A 16,330-nucleotide genomic window follows, 5' to 3' on the forward strand; every position below is an offset into this window, starting at 1 on the left:
TGTTGTTACTTCATCAGGATGAGAGCAATAAGACCAATCGTACCAACAATCACCCGCCAATAGGCAAACAATGCAAAGCCATGGCGCGAGACGTAATCCAGAAGATAACGCACAACAAACACGCCCGAGATAAAGGCGGCAATGAAGCCGATAACGATGAGAGACGCGTCATTGAACGTCAGCACATCGCGGTTCTTGTAAAGATCATAGGCAAAGGCGCCCGCCATGGTCGGCATGGCCAGGAAGAACGAAAACTCGGCGGCTGAGCGCTTGTCCGCGCCAAGCAGGAGCGCGCCGACAATGGTCGAGCCTGAACGGGATGTTCCGGGGATCATGGCCAGGCACTGGATAAAACCGATCTTCAGACACAAGGACAGCGGATAATCCATCACATTGGTATAGCGGGGTTTCAGATCCAGCCGGTCAACCCAAAGCAGGATAATACCGCCGATGATCAACATGACGCAGATCAGCATGGGCGATTCAAACAGCACTGTTTTGATGAAACCATGCGCAAAGATACCGATCACGACAGCGGGCAGAAATGCGAGCAGTACACCGGCAACGAAGCGCCGCGTGCGTGCATCACTGGGGAAATCCTTGGCAATTTTCAGAAGACGACCGAAATAAACGGTCAGAATGGCAAGAATGGCGCCGAGTTGAATCAGAACCTCAAAAGTCTTGCCGTTTGACTCAAAGCCGAGGAAGTGACCGGCGAGCAGCAGATGGCCCGTGGAGGAAACAGGTATAAACTCTGTTAACCCTTCCAGCAATCCGAGAAAAAGGGCTTCGACAATTGTCTGTGATTCCATGATTATAACTTTCCATGGTGATCCCGGTCCGGATGATCACGTGCTGTTTGCTTGTCTCATGCCGCGGTTACGCCTATAGGTTTGGCATAGACTCAAGGCAGACGAGCAATACGCTGCCCACTGTTAAAATGCCAGTTCGAAAGATTTATGAAACACCTGCCATGTTGACGCTTTTTCATCATCCGATGTCCACCGGTTCGCGCTATGCCCGGCTTATCCTCAACGAATATGATATTGAAGTTGAGCTGATCGAGGAAAACAGCTGGTCGAGGCGCAAGGAATTTCTGGCGCTCAACCCTGCTGGAACGCTGCCTGTTCTTCTGGCGGAAGGCGACGTTCCCGTTGCCGGCGCAACGGTAATTTCAGAATATATTGACGAAACGCGCGGCGCGTTAAAACGCAGCCGCCGCCTGTTTCCCGAGGATTCGCTCAACCGCGCGGAAGTGCGCCGTCTGGTGGACTGGTTTCTCATAAAATTTGAGAATGAAGTCACCCGCCACATGGCGCGTGAGCGCATTTTCAAACTGCACATGACCGCCGAACAGGGCGGCGGCGCACCTGATTCCACCGCTATTCGTGCCGCACGGGCAAACATTACCCAGCACATGAAATATATTGACTGGCTGACCGCCACGCGGAACTGGCTGGCGGGGCCGACACCAAGCTATGCGGATATGGCAGCCGCAGCCTCCATCTCCATCCTTGACTATCTCGGCGAAATCAAATGGGCCGAATACAAGGCGGCGCGGGATTGGTACACGCGGATGAAATCGCGCCCCTCCTTCCGGCCGCTGCTGTCTGATCGCGTGCGCGGCCTGCCACCATCATCGCATTATGGCGATCTGGATTTCTGATGCTGCCCGCGGATGCAAAAGCCGCGACACGTTCAGGGCCAAAAGCGCAGCCACAGCGGCTGAAACAATTCATAGTTGAAGAGGCCAAGGCAGCGGGCTTTGATCTGGTTGCGATAACACGGCCCGATGCCATTCCTCTGGCCGAGGAACGGTTACGCCAATATCTCGAAAAAGGCCGCCACGCCAGCATGACATGGATGGCGGAAACGGCGGAACGCCGCTCAAGCCCTGAAAATCTCTGGCCGGATGTGCGCTCGGTCATTGTTCTGGCGATGAATTACGGTCCGGATAACAACCCGCTTGAAATCCTAAGCAAGAAAGACAAGGCGGCGATCTCCGTCTATGCACAAAACCGGGACTATCACGATATCATCAAGGGTAAGCTGAAGGGCGTCGCCAGCCGCCTCGCATCGCGTATGGCGGGCGAGAGCGTCAAAGTGTTTGTCGATACCGCCCCGGTGATGGAAAAGCCGCTCGCGGAAGCTGCGGGGTTGGGCTGGCAGGGCAAGCACACCAATCTCGTCAGCCGGACCCATGGCTCCTGGCTGTTTCTTGGCACGATTTTTACCACAGCAGAACTCGAAGCTGACACGCGAGAGGCCGATCATTGCGGCTCCTGCCGGGCCTGTCTGGATGCTTGTCCCACCAACGCTTTTCCCGCCCCCTATCAGCTTGATGCGCGGCGTTGCATCTCGTACCTGACCATCGAGCACAAGGAGCCCATCGCCCTGGAATTCCGCAAGGCGATGGGCAACCGCATCTATGGCTGCGACGATTGCCTTGCGGTCTGTCCATGGAACAAATTTGCCGAGACTGCGCGGGAAGCAAAACTGCAGGCACGGGATGATCTGAAGGCGCCTGATCTCGCAACATTCCTGACGTTGGATGACGCAACCTTTCGCGGCCTGTTTTCCGGTTCGCCGATCAAACGCATCGGCAGAGACCGCTTTATGCGCAATGTGCTGATTGCCTGTGGCAATTCGGGACAAGCGAATCTGAGCGCGCTCATCGAACGGCACCTCGACGATCCTGCGCCGGTGGTGCGGGGCGCTGCCATATGGGCATTGGGGGAGCTTGTCGATGCTCAGCATTTTGCTACTCTGCAAATACGCTATGCTGCACAGGAAACTGATGCTGATGTACTGACTGAATGGCGCAATGCAGGAAAGAAACAATGATGCGGATTTTTCTCTTCGGGGCCGGTTATTCAGCCCGCGCTTTCGCCCGGATGATGGCCGATAAAGCAGACTTCATTGGCGGAACCACGCGCGACAGCGACAAATTTGCGGCACTCAAACGGGAGGGTATTACGCCGTTCCTGTTTCAGGGCACCCATGCATCACAGGAAATCATCAGTGCGCTTGAGGACGTGACCCACATCGTCATCTCCACCTCGCCCGGACAAACAGGTGACCCCGTTTACGCACAGTTCGGCGACACAATCCGCTCCGCCATGCCGAAACTGAAATGGATCGGATATCTTTCCACCGTCGGCGTTTACGGTGATTATGGTGGCGCCTGGGTTGATGAAACCACACCATGCCATCCGGTTTCGGCGCGTTCGGTCGAGCGGGTCGATGCCGAGCAGGACTGGCAGAAACTGGCCGATGAACACAAGGTGCCACTGGCAATCCTCAGGCTCGGTGGCATTTATGGGCCGGGCCGCAATGCATTCGTCAATCTTGCCAATGGCACCGCACGCCGCCTGAACAAGGCGGGGCAGGTATTCAACCGCATTCATGTCGACGATATCGCCGGAGCCCTGCGCTTTCTGGCAGAGCGTAACGAGGCTGGTGTGTTCAATGTGACCGATGACGAGCCAGCGCCCCCGCAGGATGTCGTTGCCTATGCCGCGGAGTTGATGGGTGTTGAAGCGCCCGCTGAATCTCAGTTCGAAACGGCAGAGCTTACACCCATGGCGCGCTCGTTCTATGGTGAGAACAAGCGCGTTTCCAATGCACGCCTCAAGAAACTTGGCTTTGCCTTTCGCTATCCTGATTACGGAACAGCTTTTTCCATGATGTGGCGCGACGGAAGCTGGCGCTAGAAGCTAGTAACGACGCTGATGCCGGTTCCTTCGAACCGGTCCATGGCCATCAATGCCGCAGGCGCTTCATCAAGGGCAATGCGCTTGCCGATAAGCTTTTGCGGGGCGAGCTTACCGTGCTCAAGCATATCCATCAGCGCCTTGTAACGGAATGCCTGCATGCCGTGGCTGCCGAGAATTTCCAGCTCATAGGCGATGACCTTATCCATGGGTATCGGCGCGCGGGCGTGATCACCCAGCATCAACCCAACCTGCACATGACGGCCGCGGCGACGCAGATTGGCAATGGAATTGAAACAGGTCGAGGGATGCCCCAGTGCATCGATTGACACATGTGCCCCGCCTTTGGTGATCTCCTTGACGGCACCGACGATATCTTTCTGCTCTGAGCCATTGACCGTTGCTACGGCACCAAGCTCCCGGGCAAAAGCGAGTTTTTCTTCGGTCAAATCCACCGCGATGACATTCGCACCCATGGCAGTCGCGATCATGATGGCGGATAGGCCGACGCCGCCACAACCATGCACCGCAACCCACTCGCCGGGCTTGACCTTGGCCTGATCGACGACAGCCCGGAATGACGTGACAAACCGGCAGCCAAGGCTGGCGGCTGTGGCAAAATCCAATGTTTCGGGTAAACCAACCAGATTTGTATCGGCGAAATCCACCGCGACATATTCGGCAAAAGAGCCCCAAGCGGTAAAGCCCGGCTGGAACTGTTGCTCGCAGACCTGATGATTGCCGGAATTGCACTCGAAACAATGGCCGCATCCGCCGACGAAAGGCACAGTAACCCGGTCGCCAATTTTCCACTGGGTGACATGCTTGCCAATGGCCTGAACTGTTCCGGCAAGCTCATGTCCGGGCACATGCGGCAGCTGGATATCGGGATCGTGCCCCATCCAGCCATGCCAGTCACTACGGCATAGGCCCGTTGCCTCGACCTTGATAACCACACCCGTGGGTGCCGGTGCCGGATCGGCCACATTCTGTATCGACGGAGCCTGGCCAAATTGTTCGAAGACTACTGCTTTCATGGGATGCGCTTTCGTTCGAACCAAATGAGGGCGAATCAGGATCAAGGCTATATCTCGGTAGCATATTGCGACTTTCACGCGAATCTGGCCATCATAAAGCCCGGAATCCCGATGCTAACTCACGGGAATCGCCCCTAGCTGGTGGACAGTGGCCATGAAATCAAAAACTCTGATGCGTCTTGCACTTACAGCGCTCCTGTCTTTTTCCGGAGTGGCGAATGTATTTGCTGAGGATGGACCGGCCAAACAGCTGTTTGGCGGTGTCGCGCTGCCATCGCTTGGTTCGCCGCAATCGACAGGTTTTTACGCCAAGGGTTGTCTTGCCGGGGGTGTCGCCCTGCCCGTTGACGGTCCGACCTGGCAGGTGATGCGGCTGTCACGAAATCGCAATTGGGGTCATCCCCGTATGATTGCCCTTCTGGAGCGATTATCACGCGATGCCGCCGCCAAGGATGGCTGGCCGGGACTGCTGGTGGGGGATATTTCGCAGCCGCGCGGCGGCCCGATGCTGACTGGCCACGCCTCGCATCAGGTCGGCCTTGATGCGGATATCTGGCTCACCCCCATGCCCAAAGCTCGCTTCAACAATGATCAACGCGAAAAAGTCGAAGCCAAATCCATGCTGAAGGGCGACACACTGTATGTCGACCCCGACAAGTGGACGCCTGCGCATGCGGCTCTTCTGAAACGTGCCGCAAGCTATGCCGAGGTAGAGCGCATCTTCGTTCACCCGGGCATCAAGAAAAAACTCTGCGAGACGGTGCAGGGCGATCGCAGCTGGATGGCAAAAATCCGCCCCTACTGGGGTCATTTCTACCACTTCCATGTCCGCATCAAATGCCAGCCCGGCTCACCCAATTGCAAGCCGCAGGAACCAATCGGCACATCCGATGGTTGTGACAAGTCGCTGGCCTGGTGGTTCACCGATGAGCCATGGCGCAAGGCGCCCCCATCGACCAAGCCAGTCAAGCCGAAGGTGATGATGCTGTCAGACCTGCCGAAGCTTTGTGCGCAGATACTGGATGCACCCGGCCCGCAGTCGCGAGATCAGGTTACCTATGGTCTGGGCGCAAAGGCCAATTCCGAGAGCGATGTCCCGGCTGATGTGCCGGATGAACCCGTCGCGGTTCCCCGTCCAAAGGCACGCGTGAAGACAAACTAAGCCATTGGGCGTTCCAAAGGGTGCTGCTCTACCACTCAAAGTGGCAAGGCAGCACCGTTTCAGGTCTTTTTTGCCTTCGGTCTTTTCAGGCGAGCATGAATTGAGTATAGGGTTTCAATCGATTTAAGACCAAGGTCCAGAGCAGTTCCTTCATGAAGCAGCCTTTCCGCCTCGCGCTGATCGCCCATGACCAGAAAAAGGATGACATGGTGGCTTTCGCGCGCGCCTATGAGGCTCAGCTTGCGCCCTGCACCATTGTCGCAACAGGAACAACCGGTGGTCTGATCAAGGACGCCTGCCCGTCACTGCAAATCACCCGCGTCAAAAGCGGCCCGCTTGGCGGCGACCAGCAGATTGGCGCACTGATCGCCGAGGGACTGATTGACGGGCTGATTTTCTTTGTCGATCCGCTGTCGCCCATGCCGCATGATGTGGATGTGAAGGCGTTGATGCGGCTTGGCATTGTCTATGACATTCCTATGGCCTTGAACCGGGCCACCGCCGAGGTTCTTGTGCAAAAGAAGGGTTTGCTGCGCGCTGATTGATGGTTAAGCATGGCGCAGCACGATTGAGATTGGGGACGGAATTTATGGTTACTTCAGCAGACACCGATTGCATCATGAAATTCCCGATTCTGGTGGGGGATATCGGTGGCACCAATGCGCGCTTCGCCATTCTTGTCGATGCCTATGCGGAACCAAAAGAGTTTCCCATCATCCAGACGGCAGACTTCGAAACCATCGACGAAGCCATCCAGACCGGCATTCTCGACCACACATCCATTCAACCGCGCTCCGCAGTGCTTGCCATTGCCGGTCCCGTGGAAGGTGACGAGATCGACCTGACCAACTGCGCCTGGGTCGTCAAACCCCGCAAGATGATGGAAACGCTCGGTCTTTCCGACATTACCGTTCTTAATGATTTCGAGGCGCAGGCGCTCGCTGTGGTCTCGCTAGAGCCAAAGCATCTGGAAAAACTCGGTGGTGGTGACGGTGATCCGCATGGCAGCCGCGCGGTTCTCGGACCCGGCACCGGCCTTGGCGTTGCGGGCATGGTTCGCTCACGCAACAGCTGGGTTCCCGTTCCCGGCGAAGGTGGCCATGTGGATATGGGCCCGCGCACGGCGCGCGACCTCGAACTGTTCCCGCATATTGAGCACATTGAAGGGCGCATTTCCGGCGAACAGCTTTTGTGCGGGCGCGGGCTGCAAAACATCTATCGCGCCATCTGCAAGGTTGCAGGCACGCAAGCCAAATTGCAGACACCAGCCGATATCACAGCTGCGGGCCTTTCCGGTGAATCAGCAGAAGCCAAGGAAACCCTGTCGCTGTTCGTGACCTATCTTGGTCGTCTTGCCGGTGATTTCGCGCTGACATTCATGGCGCGCGGCGGTGTTTATCTTGCGGGCGGCATTGTCCAGAAGATCGTCGCGCCACTCAAAGATCCGGCTTTCCGCGAAGCCTTTGAAGACAAGGCGCCACACCGCCAGATCTTAAGCGAGACACCTGTTTACATCATTACCCACCCTCTCGCGGCGCTCAGTGGATTGTCGGCGTTCTCACGCACGCCCAGCCGGTTTGGCATAGCCACCGAGGGACGGCGCTGGCGCAAAGATTAGACTTTAGGCGTATGCGTGAGGGCAACACTCGCCGTGTCCCGTTCATGATGATGGTCAAAACCGATAGGCAAGCCGGATCAATAACGCTATAGGGTCAGCTTGAAGAAGGGCGCGACTGCATTAAACCGTTGCCCGAAAGCTTGATACGAACGAGTTGCCGTCCGTCATGAATGATCAGACCAAGAAGAAGAAAATCGATCCGAACGAGGCGCGCCGCGTCATCGGACGTGTTTTGAATGAAAATCTTCGAGACCACAGATCATCCTATGCCATCGCGCTTGTCGCAATGCTGGCGGTCGCGTGTACAACGGCATTTGTGGCCTATATCTTCAAGGACGTCATCAACAAGATTTACTATGAGAGACGCGAGGACCTGATCATTCCGATCAGCCTTGGTATTCTCGTTGCCTTTGTCATCCGCGGCATTGCGGCCTACACGCAATCGGTGATGATGGCGAAGATCGGCAACAATATTATCGCGCGATATCAGCATCGCATCTTCGATCACCTGATGAAACTCGGTCTTGATTTCTATCACGATACGCGCTCGGCGCAGCTCGCGGCCCGGATCAATCAGAACGTGTCCGGTGTCCGTGAACTCATGGATATTACAGTGACGACGATCGGCAAGGATCTCCCGACCCTCATTGCCCTGATCAGCACGATGGTGATTCTTGATCCGCTTCTGTCACTCTTTGCCTTGCTGATCGGACCACCTGTCATTTTGACCGTGCGCTATCTGGCAAAGCGTTTGCGCAGCATCCATCGCGAATCCGTACAGGTGAATTCACATCTTCTCGGTGCCATGCAGGAGGCAACGCAGGGCATTGCCATCGTCAAGGCATTCACGATGGAAGACCAGTTGCGCAACAAGATCAGCCTGCTGATCAAGCGTGCCGAAGAGCGTGCCAACAAGATTGCGCGGGTTTCGGAGCGGACGACCCCTATTACCGAGCTGATAGCTGGTATCGCAATCGGATCAATGATCATCTACACCGGCTATCGCGCGGTCATCAACATGGAACCGCCCGGTGCCATGTTTGGCTTTATGACAGCCGTCCTGCTTGCCTATGATCCTGTACGGCGTCTGGCGCGGGTTCAGGTGGGCCTTGAGCGATCGCTGGTCAATGCGCGCATGTTCTTTGAAATACTCGACATCGAGCCGCGTCAGGCTGACAGCATCGGCGCCGTGCCGATTACCGTACCAACGGGCGAAGTGCAGTTCGACAATGTACGCTTCAGCTATGGCAATGAGATACCAGTGCTGCACGGCATCAGTTTCACAGCTGAAGCGGGCAAGACCACTGCTATTGTCGGCGCATCTGGTGCAGGCAAATCGACCCTGATCGGCCTTGTACAGCGTTTTTATGACATCGATAGCGGCCGTATTCTGATTGACGGACAGGACATTGCCTATGTCAGCAAGAAGTCTCTGCGCCAGTCCATCGCCTATGTATCGCAGCAGCCTTATTTGTTCGAAGGTACCATTGCCGACAATATCCGCTATGGCCGCCCTGATGCGACCGATGAAGAGGTGATCGAAGCGGCAAAGCTTGCCAATGCCGACGAGTTCATCCGCCAGCAGCCGCAAAGCTATGGCACCGAAGTAGGCGAGAACGGCGCGACCCTTTCCGGTGGCCAGCGCCAGCGTCTTTCCATTGCCCGCGCCATCGTGCGCAACGCCTCCATTCTTCTGCTTGATGAAGCCACCTCGGCTCTCGACAATGAATCGGAAAAGCGCGTCCAGCAAGCACTTGAACATGTGATGCAGGGGCGGACGACGATTGTCATCGCGCATCGCCTGTCGACCATCGTCAATGCGGATCATATCGTCGTTATGGAGGCCGGACGTGTTGTCGAGGAAGGCGTACACGAGACCTTGCTTGGCGTGCCCAACGGCATCTATGCACGTTTCTATCAGTTGCAAGGCAAGGAAGAGTCGCCCATCATTGATGACAGCAAAGAACGGGCAACCCCAGTAACAGGAACAGCCGAATGACTGAGACATCCGCCATGAAGCTTGCCGTTGTCGGTGCCGGCGGCCGCATGGGACAAACCTTGATCCGTGCGATTCAAGCCATTGACGGTGCTGTTCTTGCGGGTGCTATCGAGCGTCCCGGCTCTCCCCATATCGGCCAGGACGCTGGTGAACTTGCCGGTGTCGGTCATCTCGGCATTCCCGTTACCGATGACGCGCTCTCCGTCTTCGTCGGCGTCGAAGGCGTGCTTGATTTTACCGCGCCTGCGGCAACGGTTGCCTTTGCCGAACTCGCCGCACAGGCGCGTATCGTGCATGTGATCGGTACAACCGGCTGCTCGCCGGAGGATGATGCAAAAATCCGTGCCGCCGCGCGTCATGCAGTTGTCGTCAAGTCAGGCAATATGAGCCTTGGCGTCAATCTCCTCGGCGTGCTGGTCAAACAAGCGGCAAAAGCACTTGGGTCCGACGATTTTGATATCGAAATTCTTGAAATGCATCACAAGCACAAGGTCGATGCGCCATCAGGCACCGCATTGCTGCTCGGCGAGGCCGCTGTAGCCGGGCGCAACATTTCGCTGGCCGATCATAGCGTTCGCGTGCGCGACGGGCATACCGGCCCGCGCGAAGAGGGCGCTATCGGCTTCGCATCCTTGCGCGGCGGCTCGGTTGTCGGGGACCATTCGGTTATTCTGGCGGGGCCGGGCGAGCGGATCACCCTCTCCCACCATGCGGAAGACCGCACAATATTTGCCCGTGGTGCCGTCAAGGCGGCGCTCTGGGGCAAGGGCCGCAAGCCGGGCCTCTATTCCATGCTCGATGTGCTTGGCCTCAACACCTGATATCCCGAACCGATTTCCCGTCCAACAGGAGTATTGCAATGTCCGGAACCCTCGTCCTTGTCCGTCATGGCCAGAGCGAATGGAATTTGAAGAATCTGTTTACCGGCTGGCGTGATCCGGGACTGACCGAGCTTGGCCACAGTGAAGCCAAGGCCGCCGGTCAGCGCCTGAAGGCCAAGGGTCTGCATTTCGACATCGCCTACACATCTGTGCTGTCCCGCGCTCAGGTAACGCTGCAGCACATTCTTGACGAGGTTGGTCAGCCAACCCTTCAGACGATCCGTGATCAGGCTTTGAACGAACGCGATTACGGCGACCTTTCCGGCCTCAACAAAGACGATGCCCGCGCCAAGTGGGGCGAGGATCAGGTGCATATCTGGCGCCGGTCCTATGACGTTCCACCTCCCGGCGGCGAGAGCCTGCGCGATACGGGCGCCCGCGTGTGGCCTTACTATCTGCACGAGGTACAGCCGCATGTGCTGCGCGGTGAGACCGTTCTCGTGGCTGCCCACGGCAATTCGCTGCGCGCGCTCATCATGGCGCTGGACGGTCTGACCAGCGAAGAGATCATCGCACAGGAACTGGCAACCGGCGTTCCTGTCATTTACCAGCTGAATGCCGATTCGACCGTTGCTTCAAAGGAAATCCTGACCGCTTGAAGTCGGGGGCTCTGCTTTGTTTTAATGCAGACCCGCGCTGGAACACCGGTGCGGGTCTGTTGTTTGTGCTGATCTTTTCGGCATTGTCAGGCAGTCTCTGCCAGAACAATCGCGGGCAAATGATAATAGCATGACAAATACCCGACAAATGGATTGACAGAGTTCCGCCCGCCCCTTACATGAGACCCCGCTGCCCAGATGGCGGAATTGGTAGACGCGCACGGTTCAGGTCCGTGTGCCGCAAGGCGTGGAGGTTCGAGTCCTCTTCTGGGCACCATTTCCCAATTTCCTGATGTCGCCAGACGTTTATGGAAATACGCAAAAAGCCCGCTTCTGCGGGCTTTTTTGTTTTCTGTTGCAGTTGTTTAATCATTGATTTCAGGAAGCATGGCTGCAGTCGGCTTATGGCGCCGTCGTCCCGCCAAGAACTTTAGGCATGACCCTATCGAATTCCGATTTGTCCGGTTTATCCGGCATGATCACCCCGTTCTTCAAGAGATAATAATCGGACAGGAATTCCGCCTGCTGTTCCATGCCCAGAGCGAAATAATCGCCGGTCGTAAAAACCTCGGAATAGTCGTAGTTCCGCTTGAGCGCCGCTCTGACGATAACGTTCAATCCGCGTTGATGCTGCCAAACATGCCCCATTTCGTGAATGAAGGTTGATTTGTTGTCCAATGGCGCTGCTGAGAAGTCTGTAAAGTATTTGGCACCGCCTATGCCGGGGAAATAAATATTGCCGTTGGGTGCGTGCGCCCGATCTGATGGCATGAAAAACTTCCACTTTTCATCGAATATCAGCACTTTCGTATAGTCGATCTGCGATCCATATATGCTTCTGGCCAGATCGGTTTCACCGGGTGTCAGTTTCCGTCCAGCCATTGCACTCTCCCTCGCAAGTAAAACGGATTTGTCGTCTAAGCTATTTTTTCGGGCGATTATCGGGCAGGCAAACGGCGGGCGCCGTGGCTCCGTCCATCGCTTTTACATATTCATCGAACGTTGGAACAAGCTTCAGCTCCGTTGCAAGCTTGACGCATTGCGCCTTGTCTTCAGTCGCCTGCATGCAACTGTCGAGGCGTTTGTCATTCTCGCCTCCCCGTTCCTCTGCAATGCCGGATACAAGATCTGCCGCGGTAAGCCCGTCATCCTGTGTTAGGTTCTTCCAGTCCGCCATGGCAAGCGCCAGCAGATGATCAACACGCTGCTCTTCCAGAGATGCAGTTTCAGACGGAGAAATGCTTTTTGGCGGAACAAGGTCCCGAAACATGACAAGCTGTGTGAGCAGGGTCAGGGCTTCGGCTTGTCCGGTGCGTGCCACGGGCCAAAGAACCTTCCACGCCCCTGCACAATCCTGACGGTCCATCGCGGCGACGGCTTCGGTCTCGATCTGCTTCCAGTCCGATTGCTCAGCGGCCCTGGCTGGAGCGCAGGCGAACAGCGCTACGCAAATCAACGGCAAAGCCCGGCGGATAAGGCGTTGAGGTTCAAGAAAATTGATAGGTGTCATTTTCTCTTCCTGAATGTGATACCCGTCCACTTTACCATCTCCCTACTCTTTGTGACAGTTACCGGGCAGTTGGCATATGCCAGTGCCCGAAATATGTCCGTGCGCATCCATGTTCTGAAAACAGGAGCCCCTCATTTCGAATACGTTTTTCAAGCTGCCCTCAACATGCGATACTCCGACCTGAAGGGTTTCAGCGGAGTATCGGCGCATGATCCGGGTTATCATCATTCTCGCACTGCTCGTTCTCGTCCTGTTTTTAATCTACAGTATCGTCGGCAGTATCCGTAAGAAGCAGATCGACTGGACCGGGATTGGTGTTGCGATTGCCTTGATTGCCCTTGCTCTTTATCTGCGCGGGATGACCGGCATAGGCGGTGTCGGTTTCTGACAGTTCGGCCCTTTATGGTCACCTTGACATATTGCAACCTCACATCAGGCGAATTAATATATTAGTCTACTCAGGAGACTTTCATGGATACGCTTATTTCCCCACGCCATCTGCGCCTTCACACGACTGATAATGTGGTGGTGGCGGTGGATGCCTTTCAGGCAGGCCAGCATGTGGAGAATGTGACTGTCAAAGACCGGGTTCCGCGTGGTCACAAGCTGGCATCAAAACCAATCGCCATGGGTGAACCGGTGCGCAAATTCGGCCAGATCATCGGCTCGGCATCAAAAACCATCGAGCCAGGTGAATGGGTGCATGAGCACAATCTCGATTTCAGCAGCTTTGCGCGTCAGCCCGATAGCAGCCACGAAACCCATTCCAGCGGCATATTGCCGGTTGGGCAACAGGCGACCTTTCAGGGGTTTCGCCGCGCCAGCGGGCGGGCGGGAACGCGCAACTATATCGGCGTGCTGACGTCGGTCAATTGCTCCGCATCTGTCGCCCGCTTTATCGCTGAAGCCGTGCAGCGCTCCGGAATCCTTGATGAATATCCGATGATCGATGGAATCATTCCGCTGGTGCATGGCGGCGGCTGCGCGCTTGATGTGAAGGGCGAAGGTTATGAGGTGCTCAAGCGTACCCAATGGGGCTATGCCACCAACCCGAATATCGCTGCCGTGCTGATGGTCGGCCTTGGCTGCGAAGGGTTCCAGATTGGGCGCTGGAAGGAAGCCTATAATATTGTCGAGAGTGATATATTCCGTAGCCTGACCATTCAGGAAGTCGGTGGCACCCGCAAGACGATGGAAGCGGGCATTGCCGCCGTGCGCGATATGCTGCCGACAGCGGCCAATGTGAAGCGCGAGACCATTCCTGCTTCAGAGCTGATGCTGGCCTTGCAATGCGGCGGCTCTGACGGCTATTCCGGCATCACCGCCAATCCGGCGCTGGGTGCTGCGGTGGACCTTCTGGTCAAGCAGGGCGGCACGGCCATTCTCTCCGAAACGCCGGAGATTTATGGCGCTGAACATCTGCTGATTGAACGCGCCTCCAACCCGGAAGCGGTGACGCGCCTGCAATCCATCATCGCGTGGTGGGAAGACTATACCGCACGCAACAAGATGGAGATGAACAACAACCCGTCACCCGGCAACAAGGCGGGCGGTCTGACGACCATTCTCGAAAAATCCCTCGGTGCTGTTGCCAAATCCGGCACCACGCCGCTTGAAGCTGTTTATGGCTATGCGGAGCCCGTAACAGCGCATGGGCTCGTTTTCATGGATACACCCGGCTATGACCCCGTATCGGCCACCGGGCAGGTTGCGGGCGGTGCCAACATTCTCTGCTTCACCACGGGCCGCGGCTCGGCCTATGGCTGCAAGCCGACGCCTTCGATCAAGCTTGCCACCAACACACCCATGTATACGCAGATGATCGAGGACATGGATATCAATTGCGGCGACGTGCTTGACGGTGTGTCGATTGAAGATAAGGGACGCGAAATCTTTGAGCAGGTTTTGCGCGTAGCCTCGGGCGAGCGCAGCAAATCCGAACTGCTTGGTTATGGCGACGCGGAATTCGTGCCATGGCAGATCGGCGCGACGATGTGATCCACGCTTTGGTACAAAGAAAAACGGGAGCCATCGGCTCCCGTTTTCTATGGAATGTGAGTCAGGCAGCTGACTGTTGCTGCTTGGCTCTGGCGACAATCTGTGTCGGATTGACGAAGCGCAGCGCAATCAGCAGCCAGACCAGCGTTGTCACCATATAGACCACGGCCATGGCATCAATGGATTGGACAGCGCGCACGCCCGACGCAAACACCGAATAGTAGAGCGCCACAACCAGCGTCTGGCTCGTCGGACCTGCCGTCAGGAACGTCAATTCAAACATCGCCACTGTACGCACGAGAACCAGCAGCAGCGAGGCCAGAATACCGGGCAGTAGCATCGGCATCAGCACATGCAGAAACAGGCGGAATGTGCCTGCACCAAAGACGCGTGCTGCCGCTTCGACTTTCGGGTCGATCTGCTCGATGAACGGGATCATGACAAGGATAACGAAGGGAACCGTTGGCACGAGATTGGCAAGAACCACGCCCCAGAACGTACCGCCGACACCAGCCTGATAAAGAACCGTTGCCAGCGGAATACCAAAGGTGATGGGTGGCACCAGCAAGGGCAGCAGGAACAAAAGCATGATCAGCTTCTTGCCGGGAAATTCACGCCGCGCCAATGCATAAGCGGCCGTAACGCCAAGAAGCCCCGAGAGGGCCACCACCGTGAACACGATCTGGAATGTGACGACGAGAACGTCGCTAAGCTGAAATTCCGCCCAGGCGGTAAAATACCATTTTGTTGTCCAACCGGCGGGCAACCATGTACCGAGCCAGCGGGTACCGAAGGAGGAAATGATCACGGTTGCGATCATCGCCAACAAATTGATGATGAAGAAGGCGACAATCGCCCAGACGGCGGTAATCCAGAGCTTTGCGCCAATGGTTGTATCACGGATCATGGTCAGCCCTTTCCGCCTGCGGTCGAGCCGCGATAGAAGAGATTGCGGATGGCAAGAATGGCCACCACGATGGCAAGCTGCACCGTTGCCATGATCATCGCGATGGCCGAGGCCATGGAATAATCATACTGCTCAAACGCCGCCTGATAGGCCGCAATGGAGATGACGCGGGTCGGGCCTGCCGGAGCGCCAAGCAGAACTGCCGACGGAAACACGGCAAAAGCCTGCACGAAGGATAGACAGAAGGCGATGGCCAGTCCCGGTACAAGCAAGGGCAGCAGGACGAAACGAAAGCGCTGCCAGCTCTTTGCACCATGGGTTGCCGCTGCCTGCTCCAATGCCGGATCAATGCCGGTGACATAGGACAGGGTCAGAAGAAACGTGAACGGAAAACCGGTAATGATCAGCGAGGAAAACACACCCCAGTAATTGTTGGTGAGTTTTAAAGGCCGGTCGATCATACCGAACAGCATCAGCGTGCGACTGAACCAGCCCTGCGGGCCGAGATAATTCAAAAGCCCCTCCGCCACCAGCACCGTGCCGAGCGTAACGGGCAGGACGAGAATGGTCGTGAGCAGTCGCTGGCGGGTCATCAGACGCACTCTGAAAGCGATGGGCAAAGCCAAAGCAATACTGATCACCGTGACGGGCACTGCCAGCCACAGCGTGGTCAGGATCGTGTCGTAGAGGAAAGGATCAGAGAAGAATTTCTGGTAATTGGCAAAGGCCCCGCCTTCCTTTGGCGTGAAGGAAAGAACCAGCCCGTAAATGAATGGATAGACAAAGACGGCCAGCAGAAAAAGGACTGCAGGCAGCACAAGGATCGTAACACCGTCAATGCCACGTAAAGCGAGACGCTGGCGCAGGGACAGACGATCATAAACAGGGGGAGATGAGACAGCCATG

Annotated in this window: 17 protein-coding genes and 1 tRNA gene; 12 read left to right on the forward strand and 6 right to left on the reverse strand. The window is 56.4% G+C overall.

Annotated elements, in window-relative coordinates:
• Positions 1-5: 5 nt before the first annotated feature.
• Positions 6-812, reverse strand: coding sequence for an undecaprenyl-diphosphate phosphatase (locus FHW17_RS02790; protein WP_112522701.1), 807 nt, complete (start codon positions 810-812; stop codon positions 6-8).
• Positions 813-973: 161 nt separating this feature from the next.
• On the opposite strand from FHW17_RS02790, the gene FHW17_RS02795 reads away from it, so the two are divergent.
• Genes FHW17_RS02795 through FHW17_RS02805 form a run of 3 tightly spaced genes read left to right on the forward strand, consistent with a single transcriptional unit; the run spans position 974 to position 3,713 of the window.
• Positions 974-1,666, forward strand: coding sequence for a glutathione S-transferase family protein (locus tag FHW17_RS02795; RefSeq protein ID WP_112523090.1), 693 nt, complete (start codon positions 974-976; stop codon positions 1,664-1,666).
• Positions 1,666-2,844: a tRNA epoxyqueuosine(34) reductase QueG gene (queG, locus tag FHW17_RS02800; protein ID WP_182509166.1), complete on the forward strand. Its 1,179-nt coding sequence runs from the start codon at positions 1,666-1,668 to the stop codon at positions 2,842-2,844. Before FHW17_RS02795 ends, queG begins: the two co-directional genes overlap by 1 nt.
• On the forward strand, positions 2,844-3,713 hold the full coding sequence (locus tag FHW17_RS02805) for an SDR family oxidoreductase (protein ID WP_112523091.1): 870 nt from the start codon (positions 2,844-2,846) through the stop codon (positions 3,711-3,713). The genes queG and FHW17_RS02805 overlap by 1 nt, the downstream gene beginning before the upstream one ends.
• Here FHW17_RS02805 and FHW17_RS02810 read toward each other — a convergent pair.
• Positions 3,710-4,750 carry a zinc-dependent alcohol dehydrogenase family protein gene (locus FHW17_RS02810; protein ID WP_182509167.1) on the reverse strand — a complete coding sequence of 347 codons (1,041 nt, stop codon included), beginning with the start codon at positions 4,748-4,750 and terminating at the stop codon, positions 3,710-3,712. The two genes, FHW17_RS02805 and FHW17_RS02810, sit on opposite strands and share 4 nt — an antisense overlap.
• A 172-nt stretch (positions 4,751-4,922) precedes the next feature.
• Here FHW17_RS02810 and mepA point away from each other — a divergent pair, with 172 nt between their 5' ends.
• The 7 genes from mepA to FHW17_RS02845 all read left to right on the forward strand — a co-directional run bounded on the left by mepA (position 4,923) and on the right by FHW17_RS02845 (position 11,286).
• Positions 4,923-5,912, forward strand: coding sequence for a penicillin-insensitive murein endopeptidase (mepA, locus tag FHW17_RS02815; protein ID WP_246706739.1), 990 nt, complete (start codon positions 4,923-4,925; stop codon positions 5,910-5,912).
• A gap of 152 nt (positions 5,913-6,064) precedes the next feature.
• Positions 6,065-6,457, forward strand: a complete 393-nt coding sequence (locus FHW17_RS02820) for a methylglyoxal synthase (RefSeq protein ID WP_091879218.1) — start codon at positions 6,065-6,067, stop codon at positions 6,455-6,457.
• A 44-nt stretch (positions 6,458-6,501) separates the two neighbouring features.
• Entirely contained in the window at positions 6,502-7,530 is a 1,029-nt protein-coding gene (locus FHW17_RS02825) for a glucokinase (protein ID WP_112522705.1), read from the forward strand.
• A gap of 166 nt (positions 7,531-7,696) precedes the next feature.
• The gene (locus tag FHW17_RS02830; RefSeq protein WP_182509168.1) at positions 7,697-9,529 is read left to right on the forward strand and encodes an ABC transporter ATP-binding protein; all 1,833 of its coding nucleotides are present in this window, start codon (positions 7,697-7,699) and stop codon (positions 9,527-9,529) included.
• Positions 9,526-10,350, forward strand: coding sequence for a 4-hydroxy-tetrahydrodipicolinate reductase (gene dapB, locus FHW17_RS02835; protein WP_182509169.1), 825 nt, complete (start codon positions 9,526-9,528; stop codon positions 10,348-10,350). The genes FHW17_RS02830 and dapB overlap by 4 nt, the downstream gene beginning before the upstream one ends.
• A gap of 38 nt (positions 10,351-10,388) precedes the next feature.
• Positions 10,389-11,009 (forward strand): 2,3-bisphosphoglycerate-dependent phosphoglycerate mutase, encoded by a 621-nt coding sequence (locus tag FHW17_RS02840; RefSeq protein WP_112522708.1) that lies wholly within the window; start codon positions 10,389-10,391, stop codon positions 11,007-11,009.
• Between the two features lie 192 nt (positions 11,010-11,201).
• Positions 11,202-11,286 (forward strand) — tRNA-Leu (locus tag FHW17_RS02845).
• 125 nt (positions 11,287-11,411) lie between these two features.
• Here FHW17_RS02845 and FHW17_RS02850 read toward each other — a convergent pair.
• On the reverse strand, positions 11,412-11,891 hold the full coding sequence (locus FHW17_RS02850; protein WP_112522710.1) for a hypothetical protein: 480 nt from the start codon (positions 11,889-11,891) through the stop codon (positions 11,412-11,414).
• A gap of 40 nt (positions 11,892-11,931) precedes the next feature.
• The gene (locus FHW17_RS02855; RefSeq protein ID WP_182509170.1) at positions 11,932-12,519 is read right to left on the reverse strand and encodes a hypothetical protein; all 588 of its coding nucleotides are present in this window, start codon (positions 12,517-12,519) and stop codon (positions 11,932-11,934) included.
• A gap of 208 nt (positions 12,520-12,727) precedes the next feature.
• Here FHW17_RS02855 and FHW17_RS02860 point away from each other — a divergent pair, with 208 nt between their 5' ends.
• Positions 12,728-12,907 (forward strand): hypothetical protein, encoded by a 180-nt coding sequence (locus FHW17_RS02860; protein ID WP_112522712.1) that lies wholly within the window; start codon positions 12,728-12,730, stop codon positions 12,905-12,907.
• Between the two features lie 83 nt (positions 12,908-12,990).
• A complete protein-coding gene (locus FHW17_RS02865; RefSeq protein ID WP_182509171.1) occupies positions 12,991-14,517 on the forward strand; it encodes an altronate dehydratase family protein in 1,527 nt (508 codons plus the stop codon).
• Between the two features lie 61 nt (positions 14,518-14,578).
• Here the strand turns inward: FHW17_RS02865 and FHW17_RS02870 are convergent, their stop codons facing one another.
• Both FHW17_RS02870 and FHW17_RS02875 read right to left on the reverse strand, forming a co-directional pair.
• On the reverse strand, positions 14,579-15,424 hold the full coding sequence (locus tag FHW17_RS02870; RefSeq protein ID WP_182509172.1) for an ABC transporter permease subunit: 846 nt from the start codon (positions 15,422-15,424) through the stop codon (positions 14,579-14,581).
• 2 nt (positions 15,425-15,426) lie between these two features.
• Positions 15,427-16,329 carry a sugar ABC transporter permease gene (locus FHW17_RS02875; protein WP_113095280.1) on the reverse strand — a complete coding sequence of 301 codons (903 nt, stop codon included), beginning with the start codon at positions 16,327-16,329 and terminating at the stop codon, positions 15,427-15,429.
• Between the last annotated feature and the right edge of the window lies 1 nt (position 16,330).

The organism is Phyllobacterium sp. P30BS-XVII (assembly GCF_014138335.1).
GTDB lineage: Bacteria > Pseudomonadota > Alphaproteobacteria > Rhizobiales > Rhizobiaceae > Phyllobacterium > Phyllobacterium meliloti.